The organism is Dyadobacter linearis (assembly GCF_907165045.1).
GTDB classification, from domain to species: domain Bacteria; phylum Bacteroidota; class Bacteroidia; order Cytophagales; family Spirosomataceae; genus Dyadobacter; species Dyadobacter linearis.
In genome coordinates this window covers 354,213-374,254 of the sequence record NZ_CAJRAU010000006.1, presented here as the reverse complement: position 1 = coordinate 374,254, position 20,042 = coordinate 354,213, and the positions used below count along the sequence as shown (strand labels likewise).

11 protein-coding genes are annotated in these 20,042 nt (G+C 48.3%); all 11 read left to right on the top strand.

From position 1 onward, the window contains the following. Positions 1-42: 42 nt before the first annotated feature. The 11 genes from KOD92_RS20705 (at position 43) to KOD92_RS20655 (ending at position 20,022) form a co-directional block, all read left to right on the top strand. Positions 43-3,282, top strand: coding sequence for a SusC/RagA family TonB-linked outer membrane protein (locus KOD92_RS20705; protein ID WP_229254776.1), 3,240 nt, complete (start codon positions 43-45; stop codon positions 3,280-3,282). Between the two features lie 7 nt (positions 3,283-3,289). After that, positions 3,290-5,104 carry a RagB/SusD family nutrient uptake outer membrane protein gene (locus tag KOD92_RS20700; protein ID WP_215235499.1) on the top strand — a complete coding sequence of 605 codons (1,815 nt, stop codon included), beginning with the start codon at positions 3,290-3,292 and terminating at the stop codon, positions 5,102-5,104. A gap of 12 nt (positions 5,105-5,116) precedes the next feature. After that, positions 5,117-6,172 (top strand): glycoside hydrolase family 43 protein, encoded by a 1,056-nt coding sequence (locus KOD92_RS20695; RefSeq protein ID WP_229254775.1) that lies wholly within the window; start codon positions 5,117-5,119, stop codon positions 6,170-6,172. A gap of 156 nt (positions 6,173-6,328) precedes the next feature. After that, on the top strand, positions 6,329-8,788 hold the full coding sequence (locus tag KOD92_RS20690) for a glycoside hydrolase family 95 protein (RefSeq protein WP_215235498.1): 2,460 nt from the start codon (positions 6,329-6,331) through the stop codon (positions 8,786-8,788). A gap of 33 nt (positions 8,789-8,821) precedes the next feature. After that, positions 8,822-10,501, top strand: coding sequence for a glycoside hydrolase family 43 protein (locus tag KOD92_RS20685; protein ID WP_215235497.1), 1,680 nt, complete (start codon positions 8,822-8,824; stop codon positions 10,499-10,501). Between the two features lie 3 nt (positions 10,502-10,504). After that, on the top strand, positions 10,505-11,026 hold the full coding sequence (locus tag KOD92_RS20680) for a VOC family protein (RefSeq protein ID WP_215235496.1): 522 nt from the start codon (positions 10,505-10,507) through the stop codon (positions 11,024-11,026). A gap of 74 nt (positions 11,027-11,100) precedes the next feature. Further along, positions 11,101-12,018 carry a ThuA domain-containing protein gene (locus tag KOD92_RS20675; RefSeq protein ID WP_215235495.1) on the top strand — a complete coding sequence of 306 codons (918 nt, stop codon included), beginning with the start codon at positions 11,101-11,103 and terminating at the stop codon, positions 12,016-12,018. Positions 12,019-12,064: 46 nt separating this feature from the next. Next, entirely contained in the window at positions 12,065-13,999 is a 1,935-nt protein-coding gene (locus KOD92_RS20670; protein ID WP_215235494.1) for an alpha/beta hydrolase-fold protein, read from the top strand. Between the two features lie 88 nt (positions 14,000-14,087). Continuing rightward, entirely contained in the window at positions 14,088-15,170 is a 1,083-nt protein-coding gene (locus tag KOD92_RS20665; RefSeq protein ID WP_229254774.1) for an endo-1,4-beta-xylanase, read from the top strand. A gap of 29 nt (positions 15,171-15,199) precedes the next feature. Beyond that, positions 15,200-17,869, top strand: coding sequence for a sialate O-acetylesterase (locus KOD92_RS20660; protein WP_215235492.1), 2,670 nt, complete (start codon positions 15,200-15,202; stop codon positions 17,867-17,869). A 20-nt stretch (positions 17,870-17,889) separates the two neighbouring features. Then, the gene (locus tag KOD92_RS20655) at positions 17,890-20,022 is read left to right on the top strand and encodes an alpha-glucuronidase family glycosyl hydrolase (RefSeq protein ID WP_215235491.1); all 2,133 of its coding nucleotides are present in this window, start codon (positions 17,890-17,892) and stop codon (positions 20,020-20,022) included. Positions 20,023-20,042 lie beyond the last annotated feature (20 nt).

Here is a 20,042-nt window from a genome sequence, read left to right as displayed (position 1 = left end):
CCACATGATTCTATCTAATTTAAACATCAAATCATACACAAAATGCATGAACGTTTATTAACCAATAAAACGCTGGCCAGAATGCTCGGACTTTCTGGTCTTCCGATCCTGCTGCTCGGAGGCGCTTCCATGGATGCGGTTGCCAGCAGCGCAGCTTGGGCCGATTATGGCACGAGACACAGGTCAGCACCCGCGGCCGACATTGAGGTTTCCGGAAAAGTTACCGGCCCGGACGGCGAGGCGCTGCCTGGCGTAAGTGTGCTCGTGAAATCTACAACCAGAGGAACGAGCGCAGATCAGGATGGTAATTTCCGGCTGACGGTTCAGGATGCAAATGCCGTTCTGGTGTTCTCACTCGTGGGTTACGCACCGAAAGAAGTGGTTGTAGGCACGCAGCAGATCATTAATGTAACATTAGCGGTTGACAACAAGACACTTGAAGAAGTGGTCGTAGTCGGTTACGGCGTTCAGCGGAAGCGGGACGTTACCGGTTCGGTGGTATCGGTTAGTGAAAGCACATTGAAAGAAGTGCCTGCGCCTAATCTTGTGAACCAGCTCAAAGGCCGCGCGGCTGGCGTTTCGATCATTAGTAATGGAAGTACGCCGGGCTCGCAAGGACAGATCCGGATCCGTGGAAACCGCACATTAACAACCAGCTCAGGATCGAGCGACGGTCTGGATGGTCCGCTTGTGGTGGTCGATGGGATTCCATTTGGTGGGTTGAATGACATTAACCCGGATGATATTTTGAGCCTGGAAGTTTTGAAAGATGCCTCTGCAACAGCCATTTACGGTTCGCGCGGCGCAGGCGGGGTGATCCTGGTAACGACCAAAAGAGGAAAGATCGGAAAGCCCGTTTTCAGTTACGACGGCTATCATGGACAAACGCAGGTGATGGGCAAATTCAATGTCATGAATGGCCAGGAATATGCGCAGTTCAAAGCCGATGCAGCCAAATACAACCGCACAGCGCCGGGAACTTCGGGCTATTTGTTAACCCAAAAAGAGCAGGAAGCACTCGACAATGGCGTTTCCACAGACTGGCAGGATCTGATTTACAAGCCGGGTTTCATGACCAATCACCAATTGGGCTTGCAAGGCGGCGTTGAAAACACCCAATACTCGCTGGGTTTGGGTTATTTCAACGAAACCGGGATCATTCCAAACCAGAGTTTCCAGCGTTACAACCTGCGCGCCACCATTGATCAGAAGATTGGTAAAAACATCAAAATCGGTCTGAATACATTAAATACGCTGACTTACACCAATACGCCGGGTGGCGGAGGTGTGCCGGGCGGACTTGTGCGCCTTACTCCGTTAGCCTCGCCTTATAATGCAGACGGAACGGTGAACACATTCCCGGCCGAAGGTTCCATCGATGCAGCCATCGTGAGTCCGCTGACGATCATGTCTAAAAAGGAATCGGCATTGGGACGCACGCGGTCAATACGGACATTCAACAGCCTTTATGCAGAGGTCAATATTTTGCCGGGATTGAAATATCGTTTCAATGCTGGTCTCAATTTCAGCCAGTCCAACCTGAATAACTACAATGGCCCGCTGACCTATTTCAATACGGCCACGACGCAGGCTGGCTCCACAGCAGAGATCAGCAACACCGAATATTGGGATGTGAACCTACAACATTTGCTTTATTTCGATAAAACATTTGCAGACAAGCACAAACTGGGTTTCACGGCGCTTTACGAATACACCAAAAACCACTCGCTGGGAAGCCGCTTCACTGTAACAGGTGTGCCGGCCGATTATATCAAAACTTCCAATTTCTCGCTCGCGGCCGGCCAGCCAGTGGCGCCGTCGGACTTTGGTAACTCGTTTTCAGAAACCGGCTTGCTATCCTACATGGGAAGGCTTAATTATAGTTATGCCGACAAATATTTGCTGACATTGACACTGCGTCGCGATGGCTCTTCAACATTGTCCCCGGCTAATCAATATTTCAATTATCCTGCGATTGGTTTAGGCTGGAATGTGGTGGAAGAAGGTTTTATGAAAACGGCTCCATTCATTTCTAACCTCAAACTGCGCGGCGGATGGGGGATTTCCGGAAACCGCAATGTGGGAGCTTACTCGACATTGGGTGCATTATCTGCGGGTTATTACAACTTTGGATTGGGCACAGCCGGGCAACAACTGGCTTACACCGTAACCAGCCTTCCTTCCAGCGATCTGAGCTGGCAATCGACCTCGCAGCTGGACATTGGTATTGATTTTGGTTTGTTCAACAACCGCATCACCGGTTCAGTGGACTGGTATCACCAAAAAACCAAGGATATCCTGCTATCTGTGCCGCTCCCGCCAAGCAATGGTGCAGGTTCTACTTTGAAAAATTTGGGTAGAACAGAAGGAAAGGGATTGGAAGTGGCTGCAACTTTTGAGATTGTCAGAAAACCAAAAGGCTTCAATTGGAGCATTGACGCGACCTATTTCTTCAACCGCGAAAAAATTACGCAGCTGACAACGCCGGAAGAAAAGTCCAATCTGGGCGCGGGATGGTTTGTAGGGCAGCCGCTTTCTGTGATTTTTGATTACAAAAAATTAGGAATCTGGCAGACCGCTGACGCTGAAAACGGAACATTGGCGCAGCAAACTTCACCGGTTCAATTTGCAGGACAGATCCGTGTGGAAGATTTGAATGGGGATAACAAGATCGATGCAAACGACCGCCAGATCCTGGGCAATTTCCAGCCGAAATGGGAGGGAGGACTTACGAGCCGTTTCAGTTTCAGAAACTTTGATGCTTCTATCGTGACTTATGCGAGAATGGGTATGAAGGTGCTGGTGCCTTACTTGACGGGTAACTCCACGGGTTCAGGCGGATTTGCATTCTTCAACCAAGGCCGTGTAAACCAGGTGAAAACAGATTACTGGACAGAAACCAACCCAACCAATGCATTTCCGGCTCCTGATGCCGGCGGCGCTGTGGCCAACTTTGGTTCGACATTGGGTTACTACGACGGTTCATTTATCAAATGCCGAAGCATTAACCTGGGTTACACTTTTGAAAGTGACCTGATTAAAAAAATCGGCGCGACCTCGGCCAGGATCTATGTCAACCTTACCAATCCGTTTATTATTTACTCACCATTGGTTAGAGACGATCTGGCTGTTGATCCCGAAGGAAACAGTTACGCAACGGGCCAGTCTACGCTGAATCCGCAAGGCGCCAGCGATCGTGGCGCGCCGGAACGCCAGATCTCGGTAAACCTGAATTCCCCGCCGGTAAAACAATTCACTGTGGGCGTAAACCTTAAATTCTAATCCGACTATGAAATCCATAAAAATACTGATCACCGCAGCCCTGATCGCTTCATTCAGCTCGGGATGCGAAAAAGTGCTCGAAGAACATCCCCAATCACAGATCGTTCCGACTTATTTCAACAGCCCCTCGGGCGTTCTAGGTGGAATCGCCGGGGTTTACAATGACATTCGCGGCCAGTGGGGAACCGAAGGTTTCACCGTGGAAATGCAGGCCGGGACCGACGAATTCATTCAAGGCGTGAATGGCGGCGGGGGGCCGGCTTATACGTACAATGGTCTCAATAGCAGCAACTTCGGGGCAGCGTGGGGCGTTGCTTTTCAGGACATTAATACATTGAACGGCGTGCTCCAATACGGCGCAACGATTGATTTGCCGGAAGCCACGCGGAAGCAATATCTGGCGCAGGCAAAGTTTTTGAGAGCATTCTGGTATTTCTATCTCGTGCAGACCTGGGGCGATGTACCGTTGCATACCGAGTTCATTACCGTGCCTTCACAGGCGGCATCACGTCAGCCGGCAGCGGAGGTTTACGAGCTTATTATTAAAGACTTGACCGAAGCAGCCGCTGATTTGCCTAACCAACCAACTGCGCCATTTTTGGGAAAAGCAGCCACCAAACCAGTTGCACAACTGCTGCTCGCCAAAGCATATCTAACGCGCGGCTGGTTGAACAACACCGCTTCCGATTTTACACAGGCAGCGACCATTTGCGATGATATAATCGCCAAAAAGGGAGATTACGCACTTGATTTATGGCAGGATTATGGAGATGCATTTGTGCCTGCAAACGATTATGGCAAAGAAACCATGTTTGTAAGCGACCACGTGCTCGACCCGAAATATGGTTACTACCAGGTTGGCGGACAGGCTGGGGGAGGCGCGGCGCAAAACCTGAGCCCGTGGTTTACCAACTGGAACTACCCGAACAACAGCGGCATCAACTCGATCAAAAATGCCGCCGGTGCATTTGTTCATAGTGGAACTTCCGGCATGCTCCGTGACTCGTATTATGGCCGTCCGTATGTTCGGATGCGTCCTAATTCTGATAAAATCGCTACCGGACCGCGGGCTGGTAAAAACTATTTCCTGGATCAGGCATTCACCAACCGTAATGTAGATTCGCGTTATAACAATTCATTTTACACGGTTTATATTTCAAATACTGCTGTAAAAAACGAGGCAAATGCAACGAATAACCTTCGCGGAATTTCTTATACAACGGTTCCGGGCGTGGATACTGCCGTTTGGTTGCCGGATTATGAGGTGCCGGGTGCGCCGCAATTTGTAGGCAATCGTCCATTTAAAGGCATTGTAGTGCCGCCAAGTCTTTGGAATAACAGCATTTTCCCGGCTTTGAAAAAATTCATGGACCCAAGCCGTGGCGCTAATTTCAACGATCCTTCGACGCGTCCGGTTGTATTATACCGGTTCTCAGATGTGTATATGACGGGCGCGGAGGCGTATTTCAAAGCGGGTAACAATATAAAAGCAGCCGCATTGATCAATGTGGTTCGTCAACGCGCAGCATTCAAAAAAACCAATTCAACAGCAGAAAATGCCGCAGCAGCAACAGCACTGACGATCACCCCGGCGCAGGTAACGCTTGATTTTATCCTCGACGAACGCAGCCGCGAATTTTTCGGAGAGTGGCAGCGTTGGCATGACCTCGTTCGGACGCGATCGCTTGTACGCCGGGTGCAGGAATGGAATCAGGAGGCTGCGACTTATGTGAAAGATTTCAATATGCTCCGCCCCATTCCACAAACTCAGATTGACAGGGTTGTAGAAGGACCGAAATTCCCTCAAAATTCTGGATATTGATAAAAAAATCAAATGATGATAAACCGCAGTTTGCTATTAAATATATCGGCGTCCGTGGTGGCGTTCGGTTTAGGTGTTCAAAATGGTGTTTGTCAGGTTACCAATGTAAAACCATTGGTAACCGACTTATACACCGCCGACCCGTCGGCGCATGTTTTTAACGGGAAAATTTACATTTATCCATCCCACGACATTGAAGCCGATGTGCCTCAGGACGATGAAGGCGGGCACTTCCAGATGCGCGATTATCATGTGTATTCGATGGATAAGATCGGTGGCAAAGTTACCGATCACGGCGTGGCGCTGGATGTAAAAGACGTGCCCTGGGCAGATAAACAAATGTGGGCACCCGATGCAGCATTCAAAAACGGGACTTACTATCTCTATTTTCCTGTAAAAGACAAGGAAGGCGTTTTCCGGATGGGTGTGGCAACCAGCAAATCACCAAGTGGTCCGTTCAAGGCTGAGCCTCAACCGATGAAAGGAAGTTACAGCATTGATCCGGCGGTTTTTACGGATACAGATGGCAAAAGCTATATGTATCTCGGAGGAATCTGGGGCGGCCAGTTGCAACGCTGGCATACAGGGACTTATGACAAATCTTTAATGACGGATTTGGGTAAAGGTCATGAAAATGAGCCTGCGCTAAGTGCCAAAATAGCGGTGATGAGCGAAGATATGCTGTCTTTCGGAGAGCCTCTGAAGGATGTACAAATTTTGGATGAAAATGGTAAGCCAATCCTGGCATCAGACACCAAACGCCGTTTTTTTGAAGGGGCCTGGATGCACAAGTTTAATGGTAAATATTATTTCTCCTATTCAACCGGCGACACGCATTTGCTGTGCTATGCCGAAGGAACTTCGCCTTACGGCCCATTCACTTACAAAGGCGTGATTATGAATCCGGTGGAAGGCTGGACGACGCACCATTCAATCGTTGAGGTGGAAGGAAAATGGTATATTTTTTATCACGATGCAGCCATTTCGGGAAAGACGCATTTGCGCAATGTGAAAGTGAGGGAATTGCTCCGGGATAGCAACGGCAATATCAAAACGATTAATCCTTAAAAATTATCGCGTTACAGGAGCACACGGTTTGCTGTAACGCGATTTTCTTGCCTTTAATCAAGAAATAATTTTGTTTTTTCTAAAATACCTCATACCATTGTATTTATTAAAGTGTCACATTGACACATTAATAAATTTTCAATTTCATATTTCACTATGAGGAAGTTTTTTTACCTGTTATTCCTGGCAATTACAATTACGAGCTACGCGCAAACGCCGCGTGTGCAAAAGCTTTGGTATGATAAGCCTTCGGGGAAAACCTGGGAGAATGCTTTGCCTGTCGGAAACGGCAGGCTCGGGGCGATGGTCTATGGCAATGTTGTCAACGAAGCGATCCAGCTGAATGAGCATACATTATGGTCAGGCGGACCGAACCGAAATGATAATCCTGACGCCTTGGCAGCCTTGCCGGAAATCCGGAAACTGATTTTTGACGGAAAACAAAAAGAAGCAGAAAAGCTTGCCAACAAAGCCATCATTACAAAAAAGTCACATGGACAAATGTTTCAGCCGCTGGGCGACCTGCGGCTGACATTTCCAGGACACGATAATTTTACCAATTATTACAGAGAACTCGACATTGAGCGGGCGGTTGCCAAAACCACTTATCAGGTCGATGGCGTGAATTACACCCGCGAAGTGCTCGCCTCCTTTCCGGATCGCGTGATCGTGATCCGGCTGACTGCTGATAAGCCGGGTAAGCTCACATTTGATGCTTCCTATGCCTCTTTGCACAAAATCAAAACGATTAAAACAACTGCCTCGAAAGACCTTACCATTGCCGGAACGACCCAGGATCATGAGGGTGTAAAAGGAATGGTTCGGTTCAAGGGAATCGCGAGAATCAAAACAGAAGGCGGCACTGTAACTGCTAATGATACTTTATTAGTGGTCAAAGGAGCGAATGCAGCGACCATTTACGTTTCTATTGCTACCAATTTTAAGAACTATAATGATGTAAGCGGAGATGAAAACGCGCTCGCGGCTTCGTATCTGGAAAAAGCATCTTCCAAATCTTTCGCCGCTATTCTCAACCCGCACATTGCAGCTTATCAAAAGTATTTCAAAAGGGTGAAATTTGATCTCGGCTCGACCGACCAGGGAAAACTACCGACAGACGAAAGGCTCAAAAACTTCCGCAATGTCAATGATCCCGAACTGGTTACACTTTACTATCAATATGGTCGTTACTTGCTGATTTCCAGCTCGCAACCGGGTGGGCAGCCTGCCAATTTGCAGGGGATTTGGAACAATAAAATGATGCCGCCATGGGACAGCAAATACACCATTAACATCAATGCGCAGATGAATTATTGGCCAGCAGAGCGCACAAACCTCAGCGAGCTGCATGAGCCTTTTTTGAAAATGGTGGAAGAACTTTCAGAAACCGGAAAGGAAACGGCCAAAACCATGTACGGCGCACGGGGCTGGATGGCACACCATAACACCGACATCTGGCGTGCAACAGGTGCCATCGACGGCGCATTCTGGGGCATGTGGATCGCAGGCGGTGGCTGGACAAGTCAGCATTTGTGGCAACATTATCTTTATCACGGCGACAAAGCCTATCTGGCCAAAATTTACCCAATCCTGAAAGGCGCAGCCACATTCTACGCGGATTTTTTGATTGAACATCCCAAGTATAAATGGCTGGTTGTAAACCCCGGAAGTTCTCCCGAAAATGCACCCGCCGCGCACGAAGGTTCGTCGCTGGACGCCGGAACGACGATGGATAACCAGATCGCATTCGACGTTTTCAGCAGCACCATCCGCGCAGCAGAAATTCTGAAAAAAGACGCCGCATTCACCGATTCACTTAAACAAATGCGCAAACGTCTGCCGCCTATGCACGTAGGCCAGCACGGACAATTGCAGGAATGGCTCGACGACGTAGACGATCCAAACGATCACCACCGCCACGTTTCGCATTTGTACGGTCTGTTTCCATCAGACCAGATATCAGCTTACCGCACGCCGGAATTGTTCTCCGCTGCCCGCACCACATTGCTGCACCGCGGCGACGTGTCCACGGGATGGAGTATGGGCTGGAAAGTGAACTGGTGGGCCAGATTACAGGATGGAAACCACGCATTTACATTGATCAAAAGTCAGCTTTCGCCATTGGGAACTTCCAAAGAAGGCGGCGGCACTTACAACAACCTCTTCGATGCACACCCGCCATTCCAGATCGACGGTAACTTCGGCTGCACGTCAGGAATCACCGAAATGCTCATGCAAAGTGCAGACGGCTCCGTGCATTTGCTCCCGGCATTACCGGATGTTTGGCAAGCTGGAAATATAGGCGGATTACTTGCGCAAGGCGGTTTTGAGGTTGTAAATATGGAGTGGAAAGAAGGCAAGCTCACGAAGGTTGAAGTAAAATCCAAACTAGGCGGCAACCTCCGCTTACGCACGCCGAACGCACTAAAATCTGCTGATAACAAGGCAGTGAAAATTGCTTCCGGACAGAATGCAAATGCATTTTATCAAAATGAAGCAGTGGCCAATGCGGTCATTTCTCCCAAAGCAAATGCAGCAGCGCCTGATTTGAAGCAAACATTTCTATATGACATTCCCACGCAGGCTGGAAAAACCTATGTTTTTGCTGGTCAGTAATTTATTGGTATTCGTTGATTAGTCCTTTTTGTAATGATTAGAAAATTTATTTCTGCAACGCTGGTTGCCATGCTTTGTCTGGGACAATTTGTATCGGCACAAACCACATTGGTTAACCCCATCCTGACTGGTTTTTATCCCGATCCCAGCGTCGTGCAGGTGGGGACGGATTATTATCTGGTCAACTCAACATTCTCTTATTTCCCCGGAATCCCGGTTTTTCACAGTAAGGACTTGAAAAACTGGAAGCAGATCGGCAATGTGATTGACCGCGCTTCGCAAATGGATTTCATGGGTGAGAAACTGACAAGAGGACTTTTTGCACCTGCAATCAGCTATCATAAGGGCACCTTTTACGTGACTTGCACGGACATTGATCATGATGGAAACTTCGTGGTAACTGCCAAAAATCCAGCTGGCCCGTGGAGCAATCCAATCCGCATTCCGCAAGCACGCGGCATCGATCCTTCGCTCTTTTTTGATGACGATAACAAAGCCTACATTATTTACAACAGCGATGCACCGGATCGTAAACCCTTGTATTCCGGCCATAGAACCATCCGCATTTATGAACTTGATCCTGCCACATTGAAAGTCGTTGGAGAGGAAAAACAGCTGGTTAATGGTGGGGTGGATCTGAGCAAAAAGCCGGTCTGGATCGAAGCGCCGCATATTATGAAGCGAAATGGCTGGTATTATTTGTACGCAGCCGAAGGCGGGACTTCCGTTAATCATACAGAAGTCGTGTTTCGCAGCAAGTCGGTTTGGGGACCATTTGTTCCTTATGAAAACAATCCCATACTTACACAAAAAGGATTGCCGGATGATCGCAAGGATCCGATTACTTCTGCCGGTCACGCACAATTTGTGGATGGCCCGGATGGAAAAACTTACGCCATTTTCCTCGCAGTAAGACCTTATGAAGGCAATTATTACAACACAGGCCGCGAAACATTCATCGCGCCCGTGGAATGGCAAAACGACTGGCCGGTGATTAACCCGCCTAGCAAGAATGTGGATTATCAATATAAAGTAAGCTATAAGGAAATAAAACAAAAAGACGCGCTTCCGCAGGCTGGCAATTTTGCTTATACACTAACATTCGAAAATAAACTCGATCCCGCTTTGCTTTTCATGCGGACGATTGACAGCAGCTCCTTTGCATTGTCCAGGCAAAAGGGATTAACCATGAAGCTAAAACCTGAAACTGTCATGGAATTGAACAACCCATCATTCATCGGAAAGCGCCAGCAGCATTTGTTCTGCACCGCAGAAACGGAACTCGATTTTTCACCCAAAACAGAAAAGGAAAAAGCGGGCCTGACCATTTTTCAGGACGAATCGCATTTTTACTTTTTGAGCAAATCAATAAAAGAAGGAAAGCCCATGGTGCAGCTTTTTAAGAGTGCGGCAGGCGGTAAGGAAATGGAATTGGTGTCCGAAAAGCCTGTTTCAGACGATTCCAAGCCGGTTAAGCTGCGCATTGTTGCCGAAGGCGACACTTACGGTTTTTATTTTTCAAAAGGCGCTTCCTGGGAACTGCTCAAAGACAAAGTTGACGCCAAATTCCTGAGTACCGAGGTTGCGGGCGGCTTTATCGGCTGTTTGTTCGGCATGTATGCGACTTCAGCCGGTGACCAAACAACTAATTCCGCTTCATTCAAATACCTGAAATACAGCGGCAATGATCCCATTTTCAAAACAAGCAAATAACTGATGAATATATCCACTTTTAAGAATCTATTGACGATTACTGCGCTGCTTATTGGCGGTTTCGTTCACGCACAATCCAACTTCAAAAGCAAATCCATCGGCGTAGGCGTGGTGGTGTCGGACATGCAGCGTTCTCTTGATTTTTATGTCAAAGGAATTGGCATGGTCAAAACGGGCAACTTTACGATCAATGCAGAATTTGGTAAACGAGGTGGTTTGACGGGCGGTGAAGCTGTTGAAGTTAATATTCTGAAACTTGAAAACGGCCCCGAAGGCACGGATTGGAAGCTGATGAGTTTCGGCAAAAAGGCAAACCATCCCAAATCGAAGTTCATCCAGGATGATACGGGCCCGCAGTATATTACCATTCAGGTTAAATCCTTGAAACCAATCATCGACAGGCTGAAAGAACAAAATGTGACCTTCCTCGGAAGCACGCCCACACCGCTGACGAAAGACTCGCATTTCGTCCTGGTTCAGGATCCCGACGGCACATTCGTGGAGCTGATCGGCGCACTTGAATAGGGAAGGCGGTTCCTCGCTTTGAGCAGACCGTCAATATAAATCTCAGGTGCTTTTTAGGTTAATTTAATAATTCGATGATGCTTAGAAATTGTCTTGTTTTGATGCTGTCTGCCTGTGTCTCCCTGAATGTCCTGGCTCAAAAACCGAAACCGATACGCGTTTTGATCGTCGATGGGTTCAGTAACCATGACTGGAAACAAACTACGGCCGTAACCAAGTGGATACTGGAAGAAAGTGGGCGTTTTCTGGTGGAGGTCAGTACAGTTCCTGCGGATAGTTTGGAACGAAGGGCTTGGAACCCCGATTTCACCAAGTATGCATTGATTGTTCAAAATACCAACAACATTCAAAATCCCAATCTGCGCTGGCCAACTCATGCCGAAAAGCAATTGGAAGAATATGTCAGGAACGGCGGTGGTTTGTACATTCTGCATTCAGCGAACAATGCATTTTCCCATTGGAAAGAATACGATAAAATGATCGGACTGGGTTGGCGGCGGGCTTCCGAAGGATATGCTTTGGAGGTTGATGAGGCAAAAAAAATCACCCGGATCGCACCAAATGAAGGAAAAGGGACCGGCCATGGCGACAGGTTCAATGCATTGATTCAGGTCCTGACACCTCATCCGATTAATAAAGGATATCCCAAGAAGTGGCAGACGGCCAACACGGAAGTTTACTATTTTCCCCGCGGACCGGCAGAAAACATCCGTGTGCTTTCATGCGCTTTCGACAGTACGAGCACTAAAAGGACCTGGCCGGTGGAATGGGTTGTGAAATATGGCAAAGGGCGGGTTTACAATTCAAGTTTGGGGCATCTTTGGAAAGGAGAAAGTTACCCGCCAGCTTATCGCTGCATTGGTTATCAGACCACTGTTATCAGGGCGGCAGAGTGGCTGGCGACAGGTAATGTAACGTTCCCCGTTCCTGCTAATTTTCCGACAGCCACTACTCAGCGTCTGCGTGCGGAAGATTCTTTCCAAATGCCTTAATACATCAAAACCGATCGATTAGTACAGAACCAATATCCTTTTTAACATGAAACGACTTTTTCCCATTGCAATGTGCCTCGCACTACTCGCTTTCGCAAGTCAGGCGCAGGAGATTTTGAAAGAAATGCCCAAAGGTTACGACACAGCGCAGGCGGGTGTTGCAGCGGGGAAAATTGATACGGTCCAGTATGATTCCAAAACCGTTGGGAACAAGCGTAAGGCGCTGATTTATACGCCCCCTGGTTTTAGTAAAAAGAAAAAATATCCTGTCCTTTATCTGCTGCATGGCATTGGCGGGGACGAAAAGGAGTGGCTGAAAGGCGGAAATCCGCAGCTGATCCTGGATAATTTGTATGCCGAAAAGAAAATAGAACCGATGATCGTGGTCATGCCGAATGGCCGGGCCATGAAGGACGACAGGGCGACGGGCAACATTATGGCGGCTGATAAGGTGGCTGCATTTGCTACGTTCGAGCAGGATCTGCTCAAAGATCTGATCCCTTTTGTTGAAAGTAAATATCCGGTTTTGAAGGATCGTGAGCACCGTGCGATAGCCGGACTTTCGATGGGCGGCGGCCAGTCACTCAACTTTGGTTTGGGAAATCTGGATCAGTTTGCGTGGGTAGGAGGGTTCTCTTCCGCACCCAATACGAAAGCGCCTGCTGAACTGATGCCGAATCCGGAGGAAGCCAAGAAAAAATTAAAACTGCTTTTTCTATCATGCGGCGACGAAGACAGGCTCATTACATTCAGCAAACGGACACATGATTATCTGTTTGAAAACAATGTCCCGCACGTTTTTTACATTGAACCGGGTGTGCATGATTTTAAAGTTTGGAAAAATGGTTTGTACATGTTTTCTCAATTTTTGTTCAAACCCGTCGATGTTCCTTCATTGACCAAATACACCATTCTCGGATCACCTGCGGCAACCAACATCCGCAATGTAAAATATCCGCAGATCCTGCCGGATAACAGGGTTGTGTTCCGCACGAAAGCACCCAATGCACAAAAAGTGCAGATCGATCTGGGTAAAAAGTATGATATGGTGAAAGACACGGCGGGTGTATGGTCGGTGACGACGGACTCCATTGGCGAAGGCTTTCATTATTACTCGCTGCTCATCGACGGTGTTGCATTGGCGGATCCTGCCAGTGAATCTTTCTATGGCATGGGGCGCATGGCGAGCGGCATCGAAATTCCTTTCCGAAACGGGGGCTATTATGCCATGAAGGATGTGCCGCACGGTGATATCCGGGTTAAAAAATACTTGTCCAAAGCCAGCAACTCCTGGCGCGAAATGTATGTGTACACGCCTCCCGGCTACGACCAATCCACTGAAAAATATCCGGTTCTTTACCTGTTGCACGGCGGCGGCGAAGATCAGCGGGGCTGGGCCACGCAAGGGAAAACCAACCTGATTCTCGATAATCTCATTGCAGAAGGCAAAGCGAAACCAATGCTGGTGGTGATGATGGATGGAAACCTAGGCAGCCCGATGGGGCCGGGAAGTATGTCGACTGCGGGTGATGGTTTTCTCAAACTTTTTGAAAATGAATTAAAACAAGGCGCTGTCCCCTTCGTGGAAAGCACTTTCCGCGTACAAGCCGACGCAGCGCACCGCGCATTGGCTGGCTTGTCGATGGGTGGCATTCAAACATTATATGCAGGCGTCAAAAACACCGATATGTTCTCGTCCCTCGGCGTTTTCAGTTCCGGCTGGTTTGCCAATAACGACGCATTATCCGGTCCGCATTATGCATTTGCCAAAGACAATGTGCAGGCGATCAATGGCAATCTGAAAAACTTCTGGATCTCAATGGGCGGCGAGCAGGATATTGCGTACAAAAACTGCAAGATCATGCTCTCAAAATATGACGAACTGGGCATCAAATACCAATACAGCGAATATCCCGGCGGCCACACCTGGCCAGTCTGGCGCCACGACTTGCACGGGTTTTCGCAGGTGTTATTTAAATAAACAGTCATTGGGTCAGAGGGTCATTAGGTCATTGGTTGTTTAGAAATTCAGTCATTAATCATTTCAGTCATTTATCGTCAATATGGACATGTATTCATCATCAATCACCTGGCTAAAAACGGCGGCGCTTTCAGCGGCATTGTTTTCTTCGCAAGATCTTCTGGCTCAAAAGTCTCTTAAGGAAGCATATAAGGATTATTTTCCAATCGGAGTAGCAGTTTCGCCGAGAAGCGTAGCAGGGCCGGAAGCGGAGCTTATCAAGCAGCAGTTCAACAGTATTACGCCTGAAAATGCGATGAAAATGGGGCCGATCCATCCCGAAAAGGACCATTACAACTGGAAAGATGCGGATGCGATTGTTGCATTTGGAGAAACAAACGGCATTAAGGTGCGCGGCCACACGCTTTGCTGGCATAACCAGACGCCCAAATGGTTCTTCACAGATTCAACCGGCGCGCAGGTTTCGCGTGACGAACTGTTAGCGCGTTTGAAACAGCACATTACCGATGTGATGACGCATTACAAAGGCAAGATTTACGCCTGGGACGTTGTCAACGAGGCCGTTCCGGATACGGGAAAAGGCATTTACAGGGAATCCAAATTTTACCAGATCATCGGGGAGGATTATATTCAGAAAGCATTCGAATATGCGCACGCCGCAGATCCTGATGCCAAGCTTTTTTACAATGATTATAATACGGAAAGCACTGTAAAAAGGGAGAAAATTTATCAGTTGGTCAAAAAATTAAAGGAAAAAAATGTCCCGATTCATGGCGTAGGCCTGCAAGCGCATTGGTCTATTTTTGAACCAACCCAAGCCGAGCTTGAAAAGTCAATCACGCAATTTGCAAGCCTTGGACTAGCCGTTCAGATCACGGAACTGGACGTTTCCGTTCACCAAAAAGAGCATGAACGCAGACAAAGAAAGGCCGGCGATGAAAACAGTGTTTTTACCCCAGAAATGGAGCAGAAGCAAGCTGCGCATTACAAGATGATCTTCGACACATTCAGAAAACACAAAGGCACCATTACAGGTGTTACTTTCTGGAATGTTTCAGATAAAACGACTTGGCTGGATAACTTCCCGGTTCCCGGCCGTAAAGATTATCCATTGCTTTTTGATCAGAATTTCAAGCCTAAGAAGGCTTTTGAAGGTGTTGTAAATTTCTGAAAAGCTTAATGTTGTTACCCATCCTGCGAATGCGCATTGTAAAGTTTTTACTGTTACTGATCTTCGTCTCCGGCCATGCATTTGCCCAGGTCCGGCTGCCTAAGCTGGTCTCTGACAACATGGTTTTGCAGCGCGACCAGCCGATTACGGTCTGGGGGTGGGCTGCGCCGAAGGAAAAGGTGACGGTAACATTCAAAAACAAGAGTTACAGTGCGGTGACGGGTGCGGATGGCAAATGGAAAATTCAGCTGCCTGCACAGTCTGCCGGGACCGGTTTTGAAATGATCTTCAAGGGGAAAAACCAGCTGACCATAAAGAATATCGCTTTTGGCGACGTGTGGCTTTGCAACGGACAGAGCAATATGGTGATCAACATGGAGCGGGTGAAAGAACGCTATCCCGATGACATCGCCACAGCCAATTACCCCGACATCCGCAATTTTTTTATCCCCACATTAACCGATCTTAACAGTCCGCAAGATGATTTCCCCAATGCGGAATGGAAGTCGGCAAATCCAAAAGATGTGCTGCGCATGGGAGCCGTTTCCTATTTTTTCGCCAGAGACCTTTACGATCAATATAAAGTGCCGATCGGCATCATTAATAGCTCGGTAGGAGGCACGCCGATTGAAGCGTGGATCAGCGAAGGCGGCTACAAGGATTTTGCCGACATTCAAAAAGTGATTAATCAAAATAAAGATACTGCTTACGTGCAGAGCAGCAGGCAAAGCACATTTAACAATACGCCTAAGACGCCTAAATTATCAGATCGGGGACTAGCAGAACATTGGGAAAGCGAATCATATGAGCCGAAAAGCTGGCGCAACTTCAACATTCCGGGTTACTGGGAAGATCAGGGGTTGAAAGATCTGAATGGTGTGGTGTGGTTTCGCAGGGATTTTGAAGTGCCCGAAAGCTGGATCGGCAAGCCGGTAAAGTTGTATATGGGACGCATTGTGGATGCGGATGAAATGTTTGTCAACGGAAAAAGCATTGGCAGGGTAACTTACCAGTATCCGCCCCGGCGCTATGAAATTCCGGCTAGTTTGTTGAAGGCTGGCAAAAATACATTCGTGATCCGGGTTACGAATTCAGCTGGAAAGGGCGGTTTCGTGCCGGATAAGTCGTATTTCATGACAGCTAATGGTGAGGAAATAGATCTGAAAGGAACGTGGCAATATAAGGTCGGACAGGTTTTTGAACGGGCGGAAATGGCAGATCGTCAGCAAATTCCGTTCGTCGAGCAAAACCAGCCCGCTGCACTTTACAATGCGATGATCGCACCTGTGCTGCCGATGAAATTGAAAGGTTTCGTTTGGTATCAGGGCGAGACGAATGTCGGCGATCCCAAACCATACAATGCCTTTTTACCCGCACTGATCAACGACCGGCGTAGCCTTTGGAATGATCAGGATTTGCCATTTCTGGTTGTGCAACTTCCTAATTTTGAAGACATTGATTTTTCTCCCGCGGAAAGCAATATGGCATTGCTTCGCGAAGCGCAAAACAAGGCACTGACATTAAAAAACACGGCTGTAACAGTCACGCTCGATCTGGGAGAATGGAATGACATTCACCCGCTGAACAAAAAGGAAATCGGAAAAAGACTGGCGCTGTCTGCCAGAAACCTGGCTTACGAAGACAAGAATGTGATTTACAGCGGCCCGACACTGAAATCGCAAAGCATTTCGGGCGACAAGATTGTGTTGACTTTCGACAATGTAGCCGATGGCATAAAGTCTATTGACGGAGAAGCGTTACGCTGGTTTGCAGTCGCTGCTGATGATGAGAAATTTGTTTGGGCTGATGCAAAAATCATTGGGAAAAATCAGGTCGAGGTAAGTAGCGAAAAAGTAGCAACGCCCAAATACGTGCGTTATGCCTGGCAGGATAACCCGGAAGGAATCAACTTTTACAATGCTGCAAATCTTCCAGCATCGCCATTTCGCACGGATGGGCAGCAGCTGGACGAGACCAAACCCTGGAAAGGAAAAAAATGTGCGGTCGTATTAACCTATGATGACGCCCTGAACGTCCATTTGGACAATGTAATCCCCGCGCTTGATTCGCTTAGTTTGAAGGGATCATTTTACCTGACCGCTTCCTCGGACGCTGCCCGTAACCGGATCAAAGACTGGCGCGCCGCCGCTGCCAACGGGCACGAGCTGGGTAACCACACGCTTTACCATCCCTGTGACGCAACCGGACCGGGCATGAGCTGGGTGAAGCCGGAGTATGATCTCAGCAAATACAGCATGGGCCGGATCCAGGATGAAATCCGGATGTGCAATGCATTTTTGAAGTCTATCGATGGTCTTGATAAGCGCACATTCGCCTTCACTTGCGGACATAAAAAGGTGGCCGAGGGCGAATTTATACAAACACTTTCCAACGAATTTATAGCCGCACGAGCTGTCAGGCATGAAATGCACACTTTTGAGGAACAGAAGCTGATGGACATTAACTGCTATTCGATGGTGGAACAATCGGGAAAGGAAATGATCGGGCTGGTTAAGCAAGCCCAAGAGCGCGGGAAGTTGCTTGTTTTTCTTTTTCACGGCGTGGGCGGAGAGCACGCGTTAAATGTCTCCAACCAGGCGCACAGCGAGTTACTGCATTATTTGAAAGAAAATGAAAAGGACATTTACATTGATACGATGCGCAATGTATCGGAGCATATTCAACATTTGAAGAAATAAAATTTTGCCAAAAATCCATCATGACCAGAAAGCATTTACTCGCAATTTTCAGCTGTTTTTTGATTTGCTCAAAAATCCTTGCGGCTGATCCCTTGGCTTCTGATGGCGATGATGGTTATCGTTTATGGCTTAAATATGAGTCGGTTAGCACCGCATCCGTAAAAGCTGAATATCTCAAATACACAACATTTATCACGCAACCAGGAAAAGGCGAAATCCTGCAAAGTGCGTCGCGGGAACTGCAAATGGGACTGGGAAAGCTTTTGGGCAAAACGGTTAATGTTACCAATTCATCCGGTGGAAAAACGGGCGGAATTATATTCAGAATCGAACCCGGCGCGGATACAACAAAGCCAGCCGAAGGTTATCAGGTTCAGCTTTCGGGAGGCAACATTGTGATCAGCTCGAAATCGGAAAACGGCATTCTTTACGGAACATTTGCCCTGTTGAGACACATGCAGATGCAGCTTCCGATCAAGGGACTAAGCATTGCCAGTAGCCCCAAAGTGCGTTACCGGATGCTGAATCATTGGGATAACCCGGATGGGACCATCGAGCGGGGTTATGCAGGACAATCGCTTTGGAAATGGTACGAACTGCCCGAGCGTGTAGACCCGCGGTACACGGATTATGCGCGGGCCAATGCGTCTCTGGGAATTAACGGAACGGTCCTGAACAATGTGAACGCCAGCGCCAGATTCATGTCTCAGGAATACATTGCAAAGGTTGCTGCGGTAGCCAATGTGATGCGTAAATATGGGATAAAGACCTACTTATCCGTTTATTTTGCTGCGCCAAAAACCTTAGGCGGGCTCAAAACCTCCGACCCGCTCGACCCGCAGGTGCGTGCCTGGTGGAAAGAAAAGGTCGCGCAGATCTATAAAGAGATTCCTGATTTCGGGGGATTTTTGGTAAAAGCAAATTCAGAAGGAGAGCCTGGGCCTCAGGATTATGGGCGCACGCACGCGGATGGTGCCAACATGCTGGCCGAAGCATTCCAACCTTATGAAGGGATTGTGGTCTGGCGGGCGTTTGTTTACAAAGCCGATCCCAATGCGGATCGGTTCAAAGCCGCTTACGAGGAATTTGTGCCGCTCGACGGCAAATTTGATCCGAAAGTGATCGTGCAGGTTAAGAATGGGCCGATTGATTTTCAGCCCCGCGAGCCGTTTTCCCCACTTTTTGGAAATATGCCAAAAACGCCCCTGGGAATGGAATTTCAGATCACCCAGGAATATCTGGGATTTGCCACCCACGCCGTTTACGAAGCACCTATTTTTAAAGAATGCCTGGATTCGGATACTTATGTAAATGGTGCCGGATCCACCGTGGCGAAAGTGGTCGATGGAAGCTTGCATGGTTACGCACGCACGCTAATGGCGGGCGTGGCCAATACGGGCAACAGCCGGAACTGGACCGGGCATCCGCTGGCACAGGCCAACTGGTATGCATTCGGACGATTGAGTTGGGACCATCAGCTGAGTTCGGAGCAGATCGCGCGTGAATGGATTGCATTGACTTTGACCCAAAATCAAAAAGCAAGTGGGCACATTACTGCATTAATGTTGCGATCAAGAGAAATTTACGTCGATTATAACACGCCGATCGGCCTTTCGCGTCCTTGGATGGGCGTTCACTTTGCGCCCGAACCCTGGCAAAACAAGGGTTCACGGCCCGACTGGACTGCCGTATATTATCACCGCGCCGATTCTATCGGGCTTGGCTTTGACCGGACAGTTTCGGGAAGCAATGCACTGGCTCAGTATCGCCCGCAAGTGCAGCAACAATGGCACAATCCCGACCAGACACCTTTGCCTTACCTCCTGTGGTTCCACCATGTACGCTGGGACAAAAAACTGAATACAGGACGAACGTTGTGGGAGGAACTGTGCACCCGATTTTACACGGGCGCGGATTCCGTCATGTGGATGCAGCAGCAATGGGACCTGGCTAAACCAGGTCTTGATCTGCAAGTGTATGCTGAAGTTGCAGACCGGTTAAAAGTTCAGCGGCGGGAGGCTATCTGGTGGCGGGATGCCTGGGTTTTATACTTGCAGACATTTGCCAAACAACCTGTTCCCACAGGATTTGAACCGCCTAAGCAGACTTTGGAAGAAGTAAAAAAGTCTGTAAACGTGTACCTGATCAGGTAAACCGTTCTCTGTTCAAAGAA

Coding starts and splice junctions, on each gene's coding strand:
- KOD92_RS20705 (WP_229254776.1), top strand. CDS start 43: ATGCATGAACGTTTATTAACCAATAAAACGCTGGCCAGAATGCTCGGA.
- KOD92_RS20700 (WP_215235499.1), top strand. CDS start 3,290: ATGAAATCCATAAAAATACTGATCACCGCAGCCCTGATCGCTTCATTC.
- KOD92_RS20665 (WP_229254774.1), top strand. CDS start 14,088: ATGTATTCATCATCAATCACCTGGCTAAAAACGGCGGCGCTTTCAGCG.
- KOD92_RS20660 (WP_215235492.1), top strand. CDS start 15,200: ATGCGCATTGTAAAGTTTTTACTGTTACTGATCTTCGTCTCCGGCCAT.
- KOD92_RS20670 (WP_215235494.1), top strand. CDS start 12,065: ATGAAACGACTTTTTCCCATTGCAATGTGCCTCGCACTACTCGCTTTC.
- KOD92_RS20675 (WP_215235495.1), top strand. CDS start 11,101: ATGATGCTTAGAAATTGTCTTGTTTTGATGCTGTCTGCCTGTGTCTCC.
- KOD92_RS20695 (WP_229254775.1), top strand. CDS start 5,117: ATGATGATAAACCGCAGTTTGCTATTAAATATATCGGCGTCCGTGGTG.
- KOD92_RS20685 (WP_215235497.1), top strand. CDS start 8,822: ATGATTAGAAAATTTATTTCTGCAACGCTGGTTGCCATGCTTTGTCTG.
- KOD92_RS20690 (WP_215235498.1), top strand. CDS start 6,329: ATGAGGAAGTTTTTTTACCTGTTATTCCTGGCAATTACAATTACGAGC.
- KOD92_RS20680 (WP_215235496.1), top strand. CDS start 10,505: ATGAATATATCCACTTTTAAGAATCTATTGACGATTACTGCGCTGCTT.
- KOD92_RS20655 (WP_215235491.1), top strand. CDS start 17,890: ATGACCAGAAAGCATTTACTCGCAATTTTCAGCTGTTTTTTGATTTGC.